The sequence below is a fragment of the Rufibacter sediminis genome (genome assembly GCF_014269285.1).
Taxonomy (GTDB): domain Bacteria; phylum Bacteroidota; class Bacteroidia; order Cytophagales; family Hymenobacteraceae; genus Nibribacter; species Nibribacter sediminis.
Genome location: NZ_JACOAF010000011.1, coordinates 98,056 through 113,225 on the forward strand (window position 1 = coordinate 98,056; position 15,170 = coordinate 113,225).

The window sequence follows — 15,170 nt, forward strand, 5'->3', positions numbered from 1 at the left end:
AGATGGGGAAATCTTAGAACCCCAATGTATGGGTCACCACTCCGTCGGCAGGCAGTTCCTGTTTTGCGAATCTAATTCTCTATGGAAAATAAGTCCGGATCTAGCAGCTTCCGAATGGCCGTACCCGCCGAATTCGAAGAGGTGTTCACGCATTTCTATATATCGGGGAATAATACCGGGGAAACCATCCACAAGACGTTCCTGCCTTCCTTCCAGACCATGATGGTCTTCAGCTTTGGCAGCGAGGTGTCTTTCCGCTCAGATATGGGAAACCGGATACAAGTCGGCAAATGCATTATCCTGGGTCCCGTAAAGCAATCCTTCGGCTATGAGATGCCCTCCGGTGCCGAGATATTGGTGGCCAACTTCAGGGATGATGCCTTCTACCGCTTTTTCGGGCAATTACCCTCGGCTGGCCAAACCCCCATCGAGCCGGACGGTCTGCATAGGGGTAACTGTTTCACTGAACTTTGGTACCTACTGAAAGGCATTGACCCTGACGGCCGTGTCCCATTGATATTGGATTTCTGCAGACCCTACCTGAAGGATAGGGAATCCGCCTTTGGGGAAATAATGCCTTACAGGGATGCTTCCGCCGCATTCAACCCTATCAAAGTGATCGCGAAGGCAACAAAGCAGAGTGAGAGGACCATCCAACTCAACCACAGGAAGTATCTGGGCTATACCGCTAAGGAGATCAGCCGCTACCGGCGTTTTTTAAAAGCCGTTGACCTCTTACAAAATGACCTTGCCCGAGCCAATTGGTTTGAGATCATAGACGCTTGCGGCTATTATGACCAAAGCCAGCTGATCCACGATTTTAAGCATTATCTGCACCTATCCCCTAAGCAATACCTTAAGTTCCATCAGGATGTCTGCCGGTGACTCGTCCTGAAATCAAAGGATAGGGCGAGCACAGTTAAATAAGCATGGCAACTGAAGTTCCTCAGTAGACAGATATCTCTTATCTTAAGTTTGCTTCAGCAAACAAGCCCCTTACTTAAAAGGTACTTAATAAGTCCTTCCTGAAATCTGGGCTGGAATGTATAGACCTTTGCTATGCAGGGGCATTTGATGAATTAACTGGTGATCTCTTCGGAGAATCCCGTACAGAAAAAATCTTAATCATGAAATACGTTCTCCTCTGCATGTCCCATCCAATGGGTCCATAAGCTGGGCTCTAGGGAGAGACTTCCTGGATTCCCTCGTCCTGCCGCAGGGCACGCAGAAACTCCATATGCCTGTCTGAGAACGGCTTGGGCAGATACCCCTTTATACGGTGATGAGGTACCTCTAGGAAGGTGTGACGCACGGAGGAGGTCACCACCACTACTTTGGGGAGGTCCGCCCCCCTTCTTTCCTGGAGCCGGTCCAGCTCGCGTAGGAACTCGGCGCCCTCCATGAAAGGGGAATTGATCTCCAGGAGAATCAAGTCAAACACTTCCCTTTCGAGTAAATCCAAGGCCGCTTTGCCGTGCTTGGCAAAGCTTAGCTGCCCGGTGCCCCCGTTCCGGGACATAACCCTTTCGACAAGAAAACAGGATATTTCATCATAGTCTATAACCAGGACCTTGCCAAGGCTCATTTTAGTGGGGTGGGGTTTCGGGTGAGTCTGCGAAAGCAACCTGTCTTAGGCGGAGAAAGTTCAATATATATAGAATAATTATATTTAGGAGTGAACATCTTTATAGCGTCGTTCGTTGGGACAGCGCCTCTGTCCCATGTCGCCGGAGAACTGACGCTGCATTGGGCTTTTCAGTGCAGAACAATGGCCGGAACCTTCAGGGGGCAACTTTTTTCAGGACGAGTCAGGCGTAAAACAGGTGCGGTCGGCAGGGGAGGCGGGAGGAGTCCAGAAAACGAGCGTTTATTGATCTCATCTTTAATGGGACTCGTGCCATGACATGTTGGCCGATCTGTTGCCGTTGCTTATTCAAGCTGGCCGGTACAGGGGCATACAGCCTGGCTGGAGAACCGATCCCACCCGCGGCGGCAAGAAAGGGGATCGGCCGCCACCGGGATTCCTTCCGTCGGCGGGAGAACGCGCGCCTTCCCGGGCCGCGGCGGGTAAGGACCGTTTACGGAAGGGAGAAAAAAGGAAGGAGGTTGCGCTGGGCTGGTGCGGGAATCCTGTAGTGCTTTCTTCCTCTTCCCGTATCTAAGGGCCTCTAGAGACCCTGCACCACTTGGTTTACTCAAATCAGCCTGGAAGCAACGCTGTCTTCCCAACCCGCCTCAATTACTATAACACTGGTTTCATTGGCTGGTTTCCTGAAGACGAATTTGGATGAAATCTACCAAGTAAACGTCATAGGAGCCTAATTAATACTGTATGCAGGCGACTGTGGCGAAGATAAAGGAATAGCGAGGAGGAGTCATCCTGACTTGGCCTCCATTGCTTTGCATGTAGGCATCCCCGACCGTTTTGCCTACTCCATGAGCAAGGGCGCCATTTATGCCACGACAATGTCTGTTGCGAAGAACCATCTGACAGCTAACCTCAGATGCAACAGCGTGTCCCCAGCCCGGGTACACCCCCCTTTAAACGCTATATAAGTCGTGCCGTTTTATCCTAAATCAGGCGTCAGCAAAACAAAAAAGTCACTAAAACGTTTAAACAAAATCAAAATAAATTAAGCATTTATGAAAAAACTACTTGTTCTTCTACTCGGAGCCTTTGCTTTTGCCTGCGGCAATACTGAAAACAACGCTGAAAACTCAAACCTCGATAGCAAAATTTCGGATGAGAGCGTAGAGATAGGATCTGGTGATAATAGAAACCCGCAGGTAGAGTATGAGTCAGATACCTCCAAAGACCTTGAAGTAGACACCGTTTCATCAGCCGCAGAAATTAACCAGCGGCAGCAGTAAAGGGTACCGTGGCAGGGATAGCCCAAAGCCATGGTGCAGAAACGAAATTAAATTTCTTGAGAAAAGGTCGAAGTTATCTGTCCAACAGGCATTCTTCCCATCATTTTTAGTAGGGTGCCCGGTTCAATCTATTCCTACGAGCCTTTCCCTTCTATATTTTCCCTATCACGGACAAGCCAATAAAGGATTATGACATAAAACAGACAATGGCCTACTTGAACAGAGGTCATATCTTCTCCATGTCAATTGACGGCAAAGTGTTTTCTGTCCTTTGTGAATACTGATTCAGAATTCGTTTGGTCTCAGAAGCCTTGAAACCACTTCTGGTGAATGTTGCCTGTATCCTTTCCTTTGAAGTATGAAATGAAATACAATAAAATCATGATTGAAGTCATTAATAAAAGAGATACATGTCTCTTATTTTTCTTTTAATAAATTTTACTTTTGTTTCATAATTCACACCACAACCATTTACCCCAAACCTCATGAAAAAACAATTCAGCAGCATCGTAAACACAATCAAGTCTCCCCTGCGGATGCAGGTGGTAGTCATTATGTGTGCCGCTCTTTTTTCCGGTTGCTCTTCTGAGCAGAAGGAAACCGCCAGCAAACCCGAGTATACTCTGCACGAGGACGCCGTAGCGGAAGCCGAAAAAGAGGCGGCGGATAACGGATTTGGCGTTGGTCCCGTGAAAAACGTGGAGGTGGGGACTGAGATAGACCAGGCGCTCGCCACTTCCGGCAAAGCCATCTTTGACGGCAAATGTACTGCCTGCCACCAACTGAGTGACCAGAAAGTAGTGGGCCCGGGTCTGGCGGGGGTAACGGAGCGCCGCAAGCCGGAGTGGATCATGAACATGATCGTCAACCCCGAGGAAATGACCAAGAAAGACCCTACGGCTAAGAAGCTGTTGGCTGAGCACCTGACCCAGATGACTAACCAGAATGTTACCGAGTCCGATGCCCGGGCCATTTTGGAGTACCTGAGACAGAATGACAGCAAAAGCTAGTAGATATTACAACTAATAATCATGGAAACACGAATCAATAAATTTAAGAGTATTGTCCCTAAAGTCGGCCTGTTGGTGGCGCTGGCAGCGGGGACCTTGCTGCAAAGCTGTAACAGCTCTGGCAAGGGTGAGGATGCCAATATCAAAGAAAGTGCCGTTGCCGCAGATGCCGCCACGGCGGTGTATGTGGCACCGGGCAAACACGATGAGCTGTACTCCTTCCTGTCCGGCGGATTCAACGGCCAGGTGGCGGTTTACGGTATCCCTTCGGGCAGGCTGCTCAAGGTAATCCCGGTTTTTAGCCAATTTGCTGAGAACGGCTACGGTTATAACGAAGAGACCAGGCCTATGCTGATGACCTCGCACGGGTTTGTGCCCTGGGACGACCTCCACCACCCCAAGCTTTCCCGCGCCAACGGGACCACAGATGGCCGCTGGCTGTTTGTGAACGGGAACAACACGCCCCGCGTGGCCCGGGTAGACCTGACCACGTTTGAGACCGTGGAGATGATGGAGATCCCGAACTCCGCGGGTAACCACTGTTCGCCCTACCCCACCAACAACAACGAGTACGTTATTGCCGGTACCCGCTTCAGTGTGCCGCTTGACATGAAGGGGGGGACAGGAGATGCAAGCCTGTCAGAGTATAAAGACAAGTTCAGGGGTTCTATCTCCTTTATCAAGGTTGACAAAGAGCATGGTGACATGGAACTGGATTTCCAGGTACTAGTGCCCGGCTTTGACTACGATTTAGCCAACGGCGGTAAGGGCCCCTCAGGCGACTGGGTGTTCTTTACCACCTACAACTCAGAGAAGTCTGGTACTTTAAAGGAACTGGGGGCCTCGCAGAACGACCGCGACTACCTGGCGGCCATTAACTGGAAATTGGCGGCCCAGTATGCCGCTGAGGGCAAGGCGCACGAAATGCCAGCCAACTACTACCACAACAAGATGGACCACGGCACGCATAGGGTCAATTCTACCGTAAAGAAAAAGGTGCGTTACCTGCTTCCGGAAGAGTGCCCGGGCATGATGTACCTGATTCCGGCGCCTAAATCGCCGCACGGCATTGACGTAGACCCTAGTGGCGAGTACATGGTAGTAAACGGTAAACTGGCTTCTTCACTGCCGGTGTTCTCTTTCACTAAAATGCAGAAAGCCATCCAGAACAAAGACTTTGACGGGGAGGTGAACGGTATTCCGGTGTTCAAGTATGAGTCTGTGCTGCACGCTGAGGTGAAAGAGCCGGGCTTAGGGCCCTTGCACACTGAGTTTGACGGCAAAGGCAATGCCTATTCCACCATGTTCGTTTCTTCTGAAGTAGTGAAATGGAGCCTTGAAGACTTCAAGGTGAAAGACAGAATTCCGGTGTATTACTCTCCCGGCCACTTAATGATTCCAGGGGGTGACACCAAGGAGCCTTACGGCAAGTACCTGATTGCCATGAACAAGGTCACCAAAGACCGCTACCTGCCCACCGGCCCAGAGTTGCTGCACTCCGCCCAGCTCATAGACATCAGCGGGGATAAGATGAAACTGCTCCTGGACTTCCCTACTCTGGCCGAACCGCACTACGCGCAGGGCATTGCCGCCAATAAGATAGCGCCTAACAGCGTCAAGTTCTTCAAGCTGGATCAAAACAAGCACCCCCAAGCCGTCAAGAACGAGAAAGACGTGAGCGTGACCCGCCAAGGCAGAACGGTGAAGGTGAACATGACCTCCATTAGAAGCCACTTCACGCCAGATAACATTGAAGGGGTACAGGTAGGTGACACGGTGATTTTCCACGTCACCAACCTGGAGCAGGACTGGGACGTACCGCACGGCTTCGCCATCATGGGAAATAACAACGCAGAGACCCTGATCATGCCGGGCTCCACCCAGTCCCTGAGGTGGGTACCCAAGCAGGAAGGTGTTTTCCCTTTCTACTGTACAGACTTCTGCTCTGCGCTGCACCAGGAAATGCAAGGCTACGTGCGGGTTTCCAAGAGAGGGTCTAACGTACCTATCAAATTCTCTACCGGCGTGAAAAAGCCGGCACCCCCTGCTACCGCTTATATAGGTAAATAATTTCTTTAAATTGAAAAAGACAGCGGAGGCTTCTAAAAAGACTCTGCTGTCTTTTCTATTTCACCATAACGTAAAACGGATGAAGGCATACCACAAAGGATTAATGGTTCTCGCGGCCTTGTCGCCGGGCCTGTTGTTTCTCTTCCCTATGTGGAAGATCTACCTGAAAGCCCCCCAATACCCCGAAGGGCTGGAATTGCACATCTGGGTCAATAAACTGGCCGGTAGTTCTGAGTCAGTGCTCCAGAACTTCAACATCCTCAACCATTACATTGGCATGGCGCCCATTCACGCAGAATCGTTTGCCGAGCTCAAAATCATGCCCTACATTGTGGTTTTTCTTGTGGTATTAGGCCTGGTAGCGGCCTTTCTAGGGAAAAGAAAACTAGTGCTGGGCTGGGTGATTCTGCTGATGGCAGGCGGGGCCGTAGGGTTAGTGGACTTTTACCTGTGGTTGCACGAGTTCGGAACCAACCTGAACCCCCAGGCCCCTATCAAAGTACCAAATATGACCTACATACCGCCTATGCTGGGAAGAAAGCAACTCCTCAACTTTGAAGCTTTGTCTTTGCCCGCTTGGGGCAGTCTGGGTGTTTTGCTGGGGGTCTTATTTTCCTGTTTGGCCTATTATCTAAGTTCCAGGCCTAAAGCGGCCTAGAAATAAAGCCCCTGTCTCATGAAACGAATCTTATCCTTCACCTATGGCTGGGTGGTGCCAGCCGTCCTGTTGCTGACGGCTTGCTCAACGGAGCCCAAGCCGGTTCCTTACGGCAACGCCAACTGCACGCATTGCAACATGACCATTACAGATGTGCGGTACGGGGCAGAGTTGGTGAATGACAAAGGCAAGCCTTATTTTTTTGACGCAGTTGAATGCCTGGCGGCCTATGTCAACAGCAAGCCGGAAGAAGGCCAGAAAGCCTCTTTTCTGATGGTAACGGACTTTTCTAACCCCACAGAGCTCATAAATGTAAACAGGGCCCACTTTGTGCGGAGCGCAGCCTTGCCCAGCCCCATGGGCATGAACCTGTTGGCCGTTTCTACCCCAGAGGCCGCCAAGAAAATACAGCAGGAGCAGGGCGCAGAACTGCTCACCTGGGATCAGGTGCTGGCAATCGTGAAAAATGATGAGAAACACCACTAAAAGTTTGCTAACGGTAGTCAGTGTCCTGCTGCCGTTGGTACTGGCGCAAAGCGCGGCAGGGGCCACCCTAACGGTGTGCAGGACCTGTGCCCTTACGTCTGTGAAGCAGACGGTGCAACAGGCCCAGCCCGGCGATACCGTGCTGGTGAACGGCGGCGTGTACCAGGAATCCAGGATAGAGATAAACAAGCCGCTCACCCTCATGGGGAAAAACAACCCGGTCATTGACGGCAACTTCACGGGGCAGCTCATTGGCGTGACCGCCGACAATGTGACCATCCAAGGGTTCACCCTCAAAAACGTGGCCACCAGCTATACCAGGGACGATGCCGCCATCAGGGTGTTTGAGCGCATCAATATCAAAATACTGGACAACACCATCCTGAAAACCTACTTCGCGATCTACCTGCAAAACTCTGACAGGATCGTGATCAAGGGGAATAAGGTCATAGGAGAGAACAAGGGCAAGAACGAATCTTCCCTGGGCAACGCCATTCACCTGTACTACACAGACAACGTGGAGATAAGCGGCAACAACGTGCAGGGCCACCGTGACGGCATCTACCTGGAAGTGGTGAAGAACAGCCAGGTACACCACAACACAAGCCACCAGAACATGCGCTACGGCATGCACTTCATGTTCTCAGACGGCAACACCTATACCTACAATACCTTCCGGAACAACGGGGCCGGCGTGGCTGTGATGTATACCACCCACGTGAGAATGGTGCACAACACCTTTGAAGACAACTGGGGCGCCGCCTCTTACGGTCTCCTGCTGAGGGACATCAGCAACAGTGTCATCCGCCACAACACCTTCCGGCGCAACACCACCGCCATTCATATGGAAGGCTCCAGCCAGCTGGACATAAAAAACAACGATTTTGAGCGCAACGGCTGGGCCGTCAAGCTGATGACCACCTGTAGGGAGGACACTTTCCGGCTGAACAATTTCACCGGGAACTCCTTTGACGTGAGCACCAACGGCACCATTCAGGAAAACCACTTTGAGCAAAACTACTGGGACAAGTACACCGGATATGACCTGAACAAAGACCAGCAGGGCGATGTGCCCTACCGCCCCCTAAGTTTGTTCTCCATGCTGGTGGAGCGGGTGCCGCCGGCGGTGATGTTTATGCGCAGCTTTATGGTGAACCTGCTGGACAACCTAGAGAAAGTGCTGCCGAGCATCACCCCCGAACAACTGGTTGACGGACAACCGCTGATGAAGAAGATAAACCATGATAACGATAGAAAATTTGTGCAAGTCCTACGGTAAACTGCAGGTGCTCAAAAACGTGAGCCTTGAGTTTGCCGCAGGCAAAGTAGTGTCTATCATAGGCCCCAACGGGGCAGGCAAAACCACCCTGGGCAAGTGCCTTCTGGGCATGGCCCTGCCCAACAGCGGTGACATCAGGCTGAACGGCGAAAGCGTGCTGAACAAACACGCCTACCGCCGCCAGATCGGGTACATGCCCCAGATTGGGCGCTACCCAGAGAATATGAAGATCAGGCAGGTGATAGAGATGGTGCGGGACATACGCAAAGACGGCAAGGTGGTGGATGAGGAGCTGATTGGCCTGTATGGCCTACCGGATATGTACGAGAAGCGCATGGGTGCCCTCTCTGGCGGCACCAAGCAGAAAGTGAGTGCGGCGCTGGCGTTCATGTTTGACCCGCAGGTGCTGCTCCTGGACGAGCCCACCGCTGGCCTGGACCCCATCTCCGCCGAGATCCTGAAAGGCAAGATCCTGAAGGAGAAGAAGAAAGGTAAGCTGATCCTCATCACCTCGCACATCATGAGCGAGGTGGAGGAAGTGGCCGACGAGGTGCTGTGCCTGGTGGACGGAAGCGTGAAATTCCACGAGACCATCGCCCGCCTGAAGCAGCAGACCAACGAGGAGCGCCTGAGCCGGGCCATTGCCAAAATCATGAACGGGGAGAACTAAGCCATGGGCAAGATCATAAAGTACGTACTCTACGACATCGTCAAAAGTAAAATCATCATCGCCTATACCCTGTTTCTGCTGTTGCTCTCCATTGGGTTGTTCAACCTGGGCGGCAGCCCAGACAAAGGCCTCCTCAGTCTGCTGAACCTGGTGCTGCTCACGGTGCCGCTCATCAGCATTGTGTTTGCCACTACCCACTTTTACAACTCCTATGAGTTCATAGAACTGCTGGTGGCCCAGCCCATAGACCGCCGGAAGATTTTCCTGAGTGAGTACTTAGGCGTGGCTTTCGCGCTCTCGGCCGCTTTTCTGGTGGGCGTTGGCATTCCGGTGCTGCTTTTTGGGGCTAGTCTCACGGGGGTATACCTGGTGCTGACGGGAGTTTTTATCACCTTCATCTTTGTGGCGATGGCTTTTCTGGCATCAGTGATTACGCGCGACAAGGCCAAAGGTATAGGTATCGCCTTGATGCTTTGGTTTTACTTCGCCCTTATTTATGACGGTATTGTGCTGTTCATTCTGTATACTTTCGGCGATTACCCTTTGGAGCATGCCACGTTGGCGATGACAGCCCTGAACCCGGTAGACTTGGGTCGCATCTTGGTGTTGCTGAACCTGGATGTCTCCGCTCTGATGGGTTATACGGGTGCTTTGTACAAGAGTATTTTGGGTAGTCTTTGGGGTATTTCCCTCGCGTTTGGGTTGCTGGTGGTGTGGGTGTTGGCCCCTTTGCTCTGGGCCAAGAGAATATTCTCCAGAAAAGACCTGTAAGTAAAAGAATAGTCTAATAATTTCTATTTTAGGCCTGATTTGGCCAAAATAGGCCTAAAACAGAAGGTATTAGTAGAAAGTATAGGATATTTAAGTCTACACTTTCTAGTCTACACTTTCTAGTCTACACTTTCTAGTCTACACTTTTTACTTTTTACTTAGCGTAAATCTTCATCTGAGCCTTTGAAACCTATGTGCTGTTTTTTTGGCTTTTTTCCGGAAACCAGACCAAAAACGTGAGCTCTGTTAACAGTGCACGGGAAAGGAGAGAAGAACGTTCAAAGTTTTCCTAAATTTGGAGGGCACTTATCCAGATTAATGACAGGATTTAGATTGATGGATGTCATTTTATATCGGCCCGAATTCCGTTACACTTGCTTAAAAACGGATGCGCTCATTAAGGATATCAGCCTTCTTATATAAGGGCCAATTTGTATTATATGCTCAACCCTTCCCCATGAAGAATTTATGTGTATTCCTCGTAACAACTTGCCTGCTGGCATCTTGCTCTTCCCAAGACGCTCCCGTTACTAACCCCGAAACCGCTCCCGTTACTAACCCCGAAACCGCCCACACCGCCCATGCAGAGCCCGCAACCACCCATGGCCTTGCGCTGAACGGGGAAGAGCGCTGGCAAGCCGACGAGGCCACCAAGGCGAACCTACGGCAGTTGCAGGACCTGATGCGTCAACACCAGCAACTGACCGAAACCAACTCGTTGGCAGCATTAAATGAACTGGGACAGAGCTTACAACTTGGGTTTAAGGCCGTGTTTGCCGACTGCCAAATGAAAGGTCCGGAGCACGACATGCTGCACACGTACCTGATGCCCATCTTGGCGGATGTAAAAGTGCTGAGTGGCAACGACCTGCCAGCCGCCGCAAAGTCCCGCGACCGCCTGGCCCTGCACCTGAGCCAATACCAGACCTATTTTCAATGACCGTTGTTTATTCTGGTGGTGGTGGCTTTCGGCTGTCTTTGTGGCCTTGGTGGTTTTCCGGCCGAGGAGCAAAAATACTCTGTCAGTTCTGGCTGCCCAGAGGGCAGTGCTGAGGCTGTTGGTTTCTCCCTCCTAAGAAAACATCGAAAGCCATTTCAATAACCTAGACAAAACCGACAAAGTCTTTAACTTAGGCAGAATCAGACCTGGAATTTTTTGTAGTGTTTTCAGGAAAAGAGGCCTAAAACGGCTTCCGCTCCTGAAAACAGCTTTGTGTGGAAATGCTCTCTTATTTATTTACCAATTCTTCGTGGGCCGGAATGTTTTTAGATACGTCTTCGTCATCTTCCAAGGAGTGCCCAGTTTTCAGGCCGATGATAAACCAGGCCAGGGCACCTGCGCCCACCGCGAAAATAGTGTCCCCGATAACGCGCAGCCACCGCAGGATTTCCATGGTGTCCGTCTGCATGAATTCCATTGAGCGGGCGTACCAGAGGCCATATTTTACGCTGGCCCAGGTTTGCATTAGCCCGATGGGCAGCACACTGATGAGGACCATGAGGGCCAGGCCAATGTTGATGGACCAGAACGCAAAACTGATGACCCCGTCTTTCCAGCGTCTTCGGCTGGACAAACCTTTCAATACAAACAGCATCAGCCCAATGCCCAGCACCCCGTACACCCCGAACAACGCGGTGTGGGCGTGTACCGGCGTGGTGTTCAGACCTTGCATGTAGTACAGCGCAATGGGCGGGTTGATCAGGAAGCCGAACACGCCCGCGCCCACCAGGTTCCAGAACGCCACGGCAATAAAGCAGTAGATGGGCCATTTGTAAGCTTTGATCCAGGTGGTGGAGCGGCTGATGGTGAAGTTATGGTAAGCCTCAAACCCAATGAGCACCAGCGGCACTACTTCCAGGGCGCTGAACGTGGCCCCCAAGGCCATCACCGAAGTGGGCGTTCCGGAGAAATACAGATGGTGGAACGTACCGATAATGCCCCCAAACAGGAAGATGATGGTGGAGAAAAGCACGGTGGCAGTCGCCATTTTTGTTTCCAGCAAGCCCATCCGCACGAACAGGAACGCAATGACCACGGTAGCGAATACTTCAAAGAAGCCCTCTACCCACAGGTGCACCACCCACCAGCGCCAGTATTCGGCAATTGCTAAGTTGGTGTGCTGGCCCCACATAAGGCCTGCGGCCCAGAACAGGGCGATGGCCGCCGAGGAGATGAGGAACATGCCCAGCAAATGCCGACCTTCGGCATCACTTTTAAAGGCGGGCCAAATGGCGCGTACCATCAAAAAAAGCCACAGGAACAATCCTATCAGCAAGAAAATTTGCCAGAAGCGGCCCATGTCAACGTATTCATAGCCTTGGTGTCCAAACCAGAAGTTCTTCCCGTAACCTAGTTTCTGCATAACACCGAACCACTGCCCGGCCAGCGAACCCGCCACAATAATGAGCAAGCAAATGAACAGGAAATTTACCCCCAGCCGCTGGTATTTCGGCTCATTGCCCGAAACGGCTGGGGCAATATACAAGCCGGTAGCCAGCCAGGAAGTGGCAATCCAGAAGATCCCCAGTTGCACGTGCCAGGTGCGGGTAATGGAGTAGGGCAGGAAATCGGAGAGCGGGAAGCCGTACAGGGCCTGGCCCTCCACGCCATAGTGGGCCGTAACTACCCCAAAGGAAATCTGCACGACAATGAGCGCGGTTACAATCCAGAAGTATTTAAGGGTTGCCCGCATAGAGGGCGTGGCCTGCAAACCCAGCAAGGGGTCTTCCTTGGGGAGCCTGCTGTGGTCCAGTTCTTCTTCTTTATGCGAGGCATAATAAAAGGCCAGCAGCCCAATGCCCGAGATGAGCACGATTACGCTGAAACCAGTCCAGATGAGGAGGTCCGCGCTGGGGCGGTTTCCTACTAACTCCTCGGCGGGCCAGTTATTCGTGTAGGTGATATCCTGACCAGGACGTTCGGTTACGCAAGCCCAGGTCGCCCAGAAGAAGAAGGCGTTCAGCTTGCGCATGCGCTCTGGGTCTTCCACCGTGTTGTTTTTCATGGCGTAGGCATCGCGGTATTCCGCCAGGGCCGGGTCGTTCATGAACAGGCCGGTGTAATGCCCACTTACCCCGGCAATGGCCTCGGCGCGGAGGTCGGAGATGGTAAGTGTACCGGTGGCGGGATCATAGCCGTTAGCCCTGATCTGCTTCTGCAAGCGGGCCTGTAGCATGGCTTTCGTTTCCTCGTCCAGGGCATCAAAGTTGGTGCCTTTGGCTTCCTGGGCCCAGCGGTCTAAGAAGAACATGGCTTCTTTGTGGAGCCAATCTGCGGTCCAGTCGGGGGCGGTATAGGCACCGTGGCCCCAGATGGAGCCCAGTTCCTGCCCACCCGTAGATTGCCACACGTTTTGCCCATCCATAATATCTTGGGCAGTAAAGATGGTTTGGCCTGAGGCCGTGACCACCCTTTCTGGAATGGGCGGTGCCTGGCGGTAAATTTCAGAACCATAGTAGCCGAGAACGGCAAAGGACCCCACAATAACGACAATGAATCCAATCCAGAGTTTTTTGTATTTCATGATTATTAGTTTTAGTAAAAAAATATGCGCGAAGCCTGTAGAGAAAAAATTGGCTTAGTAGTAGAACTAATGCCTTGATACTTAAGAGTAAACGCCGTTTTGCCATTCTTTCTAACCAAAGATGATGGAAAATTTTGACATCCATAAAGTTGAATTGGAACTTCAGAACCAGTGAAATAATTGTTCGATTATGTGCTCAAATATCTTTTGCCTGAATTTGAAGGAAAATGATAAATGTCATAAATAAAAGAGATGAATGTCTTTTATTACTTTTTTGCCATTACGTTAGTTTTGTGTGATAGCTGTGCTCTGGAAAGCAGATGGATAAGAATAATATATCAGCGGCAGCAAAAGGAGGGGTTCTGAGCCTTTCGTCGAAGCGCAACTGGTTTTTGGTGGCGCTGGCGAACCTGGTGGTGGTGGCTTTTCTGGGGCTTCTGCTGCGGTATATGTTTGTGGGCTCGGTATTTTGGGTAAATTATAAGTATCTGCTCCACGCGCATTCGCACGTGGCTTTGCTGGGTTGGCTTTATGCTGCCCTTTTTGTGGCGTTGCTGGTTTCCTTTTTGCCGGAAGAGCTGCGCAACAAGCCCACCTACACCTGGCAATTCTGGCTCTCACAGGGCGCGGTACTGGGTATGTTGGTGAGTTTCCCGATACAGGGCTACGCGCCGGCCTCCATTACCTTTTCCACAGCGCACCTGCTGCTGAGTTACTGGTTTATCTACCAATTTCTAAAGGATGCCAAAACCGCCAGAGTTAGCCAAGGGAAACACCGCTTTTCCTTTCGGCTGGTCAAGGCGGCCTTATTTTTTCTGGCACTTTCTTCGTTAGGTCCTTTGGCCATGGCACCCATCATGGCCACCGGCCATAGCGGCAGCGAAATGTACTACAACGCCATCTATTTTTATTTGCATTTCCAATACAACGGATGGTTTGTGTTTGCCGTGCTGGGGCTGTTGTTCTGGCTGCTGGAGCACCATAGTATTACCTTTCCTCTTAAAACTGCCCTTGCTTTTTTTAAGCTGATGTTCTGGGCCTGCTCGCCAGCTTACCTGCTCTCCGTCCTTTGGACGAAGCCCAATAGCTTTGTATTTCTGTTAGCGGGAGCAGCGGCCTTGGTGCAGTTGGTGGCGCTGGCCCTGCTGTTGCAAATGCTCTGGCCCGCCCGCGGGCGGATGTTAAACTTGTTTGGAAATTGGGGCCGCGGTTTGCTGGTTCTGGCCAGCTTGGCCTTTGTGCTTAAAACCGGAATGCAGTTACTTACTGCCTTTCCGTACATGGCCGAACTGGCCGTTAATTTCCGGTTATTTATTATTGGCTACCTGCACCTGGTGCTGATAGGTTGCATCAGCCTATTTGTCTTTGCTTTTTTCGCGAAGCTGGGTTGGATTAGTTTTAAGAGGAGCTTGAGCCGCTGGGGCATGGGCTTGTTTCTCTCAGCCTTTATTCTGACGGAAGCGCTCCTTTTCCTGCAGGGTACCTTTTTCTGGTTAAACCTGGGGCCCATTCCTGGCTATTATCTGCTTTTGTTCGGGATAAGCATTTTGTTGCCGCTCGGCATTTTGCTCTTTTTCCTGGCCCAGCTAGGGGAAGAGCCGAAGATGGTGGACCACCAGGAGGTGCCCGCAAGGTGCGCACTTGCATGGGCAAAGGGAGCGGCATTTAAAGTTGAATACCTCTAGACCAATTGTTTATAGTCTTGTTTCTGAAAAGCAGCCCTAAAACGGAGCAACATGATAAAAGTCATAGTAGAAACTAACGCCCATCATCGTAATGAACTTGCCTTTCCAGTACATTTGAGCAAAATAACAGCCAGAACCTAAAGCTA

The 15,170-nt window shown here is 51.3% G+C and carries 14 protein-coding genes; 12 read left to right on the forward strand and 2 right to left on the reverse strand.

The genetic code is table 11. From position 1 onward, the window contains the following. The first annotated feature begins 114 nt into the window (after positions 1–114). A complete protein-coding gene (locus tag H7U12_RS04925; RefSeq protein WP_206683872.1) occupies positions 115–885 on the forward strand; it encodes an AraC family transcriptional regulator in 771 nt (256 codons plus the stop codon). Positions 886–1,180: 295 nt separating this feature from the next. On the opposite strand, the gene H7U12_RS04930 is transcribed toward H7U12_RS04925, so the two are convergent. Continuing rightward, the gene (locus H7U12_RS04930) at positions 1,181–1,585 is read right to left on the reverse strand and encodes a response regulator (protein WP_255897518.1); all 405 of its coding nucleotides are present in this window, start codon (positions 1,583–1,585) and stop codon (positions 1,181–1,183) included. Positions 1,586–2,436: 851 nt separating this feature from the next. On the opposite strand from H7U12_RS04930, the gene H7U12_RS22565 reads away from it, so the two are divergent. From H7U12_RS22565 to H7U12_RS04980, 10 genes are all read left to right on the forward strand, one after another. Then, a complete protein-coding gene (locus tag H7U12_RS22565; RefSeq protein WP_241749141.1) occupies positions 2,437–2,556 on the forward strand; it encodes a hypothetical protein in 120 nt (39 codons plus the stop codon). An 87-nt stretch (positions 2,557–2,643) separates the two neighbouring features. Then, entirely contained in the window at positions 2,644–2,871 is a 228-nt protein-coding gene (locus tag H7U12_RS04940) for a hypothetical protein (protein ID WP_186633841.1), read from the forward strand. A 485-nt stretch (positions 2,872–3,356) separates the two neighbouring features. Further along, positions 3,357–3,881 carry a c-type cytochrome gene (locus H7U12_RS04945; RefSeq protein ID WP_241749133.1) on the forward strand — a complete coding sequence of 175 codons (525 nt, stop codon included), beginning with the start codon at positions 3,357–3,359 and terminating at the stop codon, positions 3,879–3,881. A 21-nt stretch (positions 3,882–3,902) separates the two neighbouring features. Beyond that, the gene (nosZ, locus tag H7U12_RS04950) at positions 3,903–5,951 is read left to right on the forward strand and encodes a Sec-dependent nitrous-oxide reductase (RefSeq protein ID WP_186633844.1); all 2,049 of its coding nucleotides are present in this window, start codon (positions 3,903–3,905) and stop codon (positions 5,949–5,951) included. Positions 5,952–6,030: 79 nt separating this feature from the next. Further along, positions 6,031–6,609, forward strand: coding sequence for a hypothetical protein (locus H7U12_RS04955; RefSeq protein WP_186633847.1), 579 nt, complete (start codon positions 6,031–6,033; stop codon positions 6,607–6,609). Between the two features lie 18 nt (positions 6,610–6,627). Beyond that, complete coding sequence (locus H7U12_RS04960) at positions 6,628–7,095, forward strand: nitrous oxide reductase accessory protein NosL (protein ID WP_186633850.1); 468 nt, start codon at positions 6,628–6,630, stop codon at positions 7,093–7,095. Continuing rightward, the gene (locus tag H7U12_RS04965) at positions 7,079–8,374 is read left to right on the forward strand and encodes a nitrous oxide reductase family maturation protein NosD (protein WP_186633918.1); all 1,296 of its coding nucleotides are present in this window, start codon (positions 7,079–7,081) and stop codon (positions 8,372–8,374) included. The genes H7U12_RS04960 and H7U12_RS04965 overlap by 17 nt, the downstream gene beginning before the upstream one ends. Then, a complete protein-coding gene (locus tag H7U12_RS04970) occupies positions 8,337–9,044 on the forward strand; it encodes an ABC transporter ATP-binding protein (protein WP_186633853.1) in 708 nt (235 codons plus the stop codon). The genes H7U12_RS04965 and H7U12_RS04970 overlap by 38 nt, the downstream gene beginning before the upstream one ends. A gap of 3 nt (positions 9,045–9,047) precedes the next feature. Further along, on the forward strand, positions 9,048–9,815 hold the full coding sequence (locus H7U12_RS04975; protein WP_186633856.1) for an ABC transporter permease subunit: 768 nt from the start codon (positions 9,048–9,050) through the stop codon (positions 9,813–9,815). A gap of 457 nt (positions 9,816–10,272) precedes the next feature. Further along, positions 10,273–10,755 (forward strand): hypothetical protein, encoded by a 483-nt coding sequence (locus H7U12_RS04980; protein ID WP_186633859.1) that lies wholly within the window; start codon positions 10,273–10,275, stop codon positions 10,753–10,755. Between the two features lie 289 nt (positions 10,756–11,044). Here the strand turns inward: H7U12_RS04980 and H7U12_RS04985 are convergent, their stop codons facing one another. Then, positions 11,045–13,339, reverse strand: a complete 2,295-nt coding sequence (locus H7U12_RS04985) for a nitric-oxide reductase large subunit (protein ID WP_186633862.1) — start codon at positions 13,337–13,339, stop codon at positions 11,045–11,047. A 320-nt stretch (positions 13,340–13,659) separates the two neighbouring features. Between H7U12_RS04985 and H7U12_RS04990 the strand changes: the two genes are divergently transcribed. Further along, complete coding sequence (locus tag H7U12_RS04990; protein WP_186633865.1) at positions 13,660–15,024, forward strand: hypothetical protein; 1,365 nt, start codon at positions 13,660–13,662, stop codon at positions 15,022–15,024. The last annotated feature ends 146 nt before the right edge of the window (positions 15,025–15,170 follow it).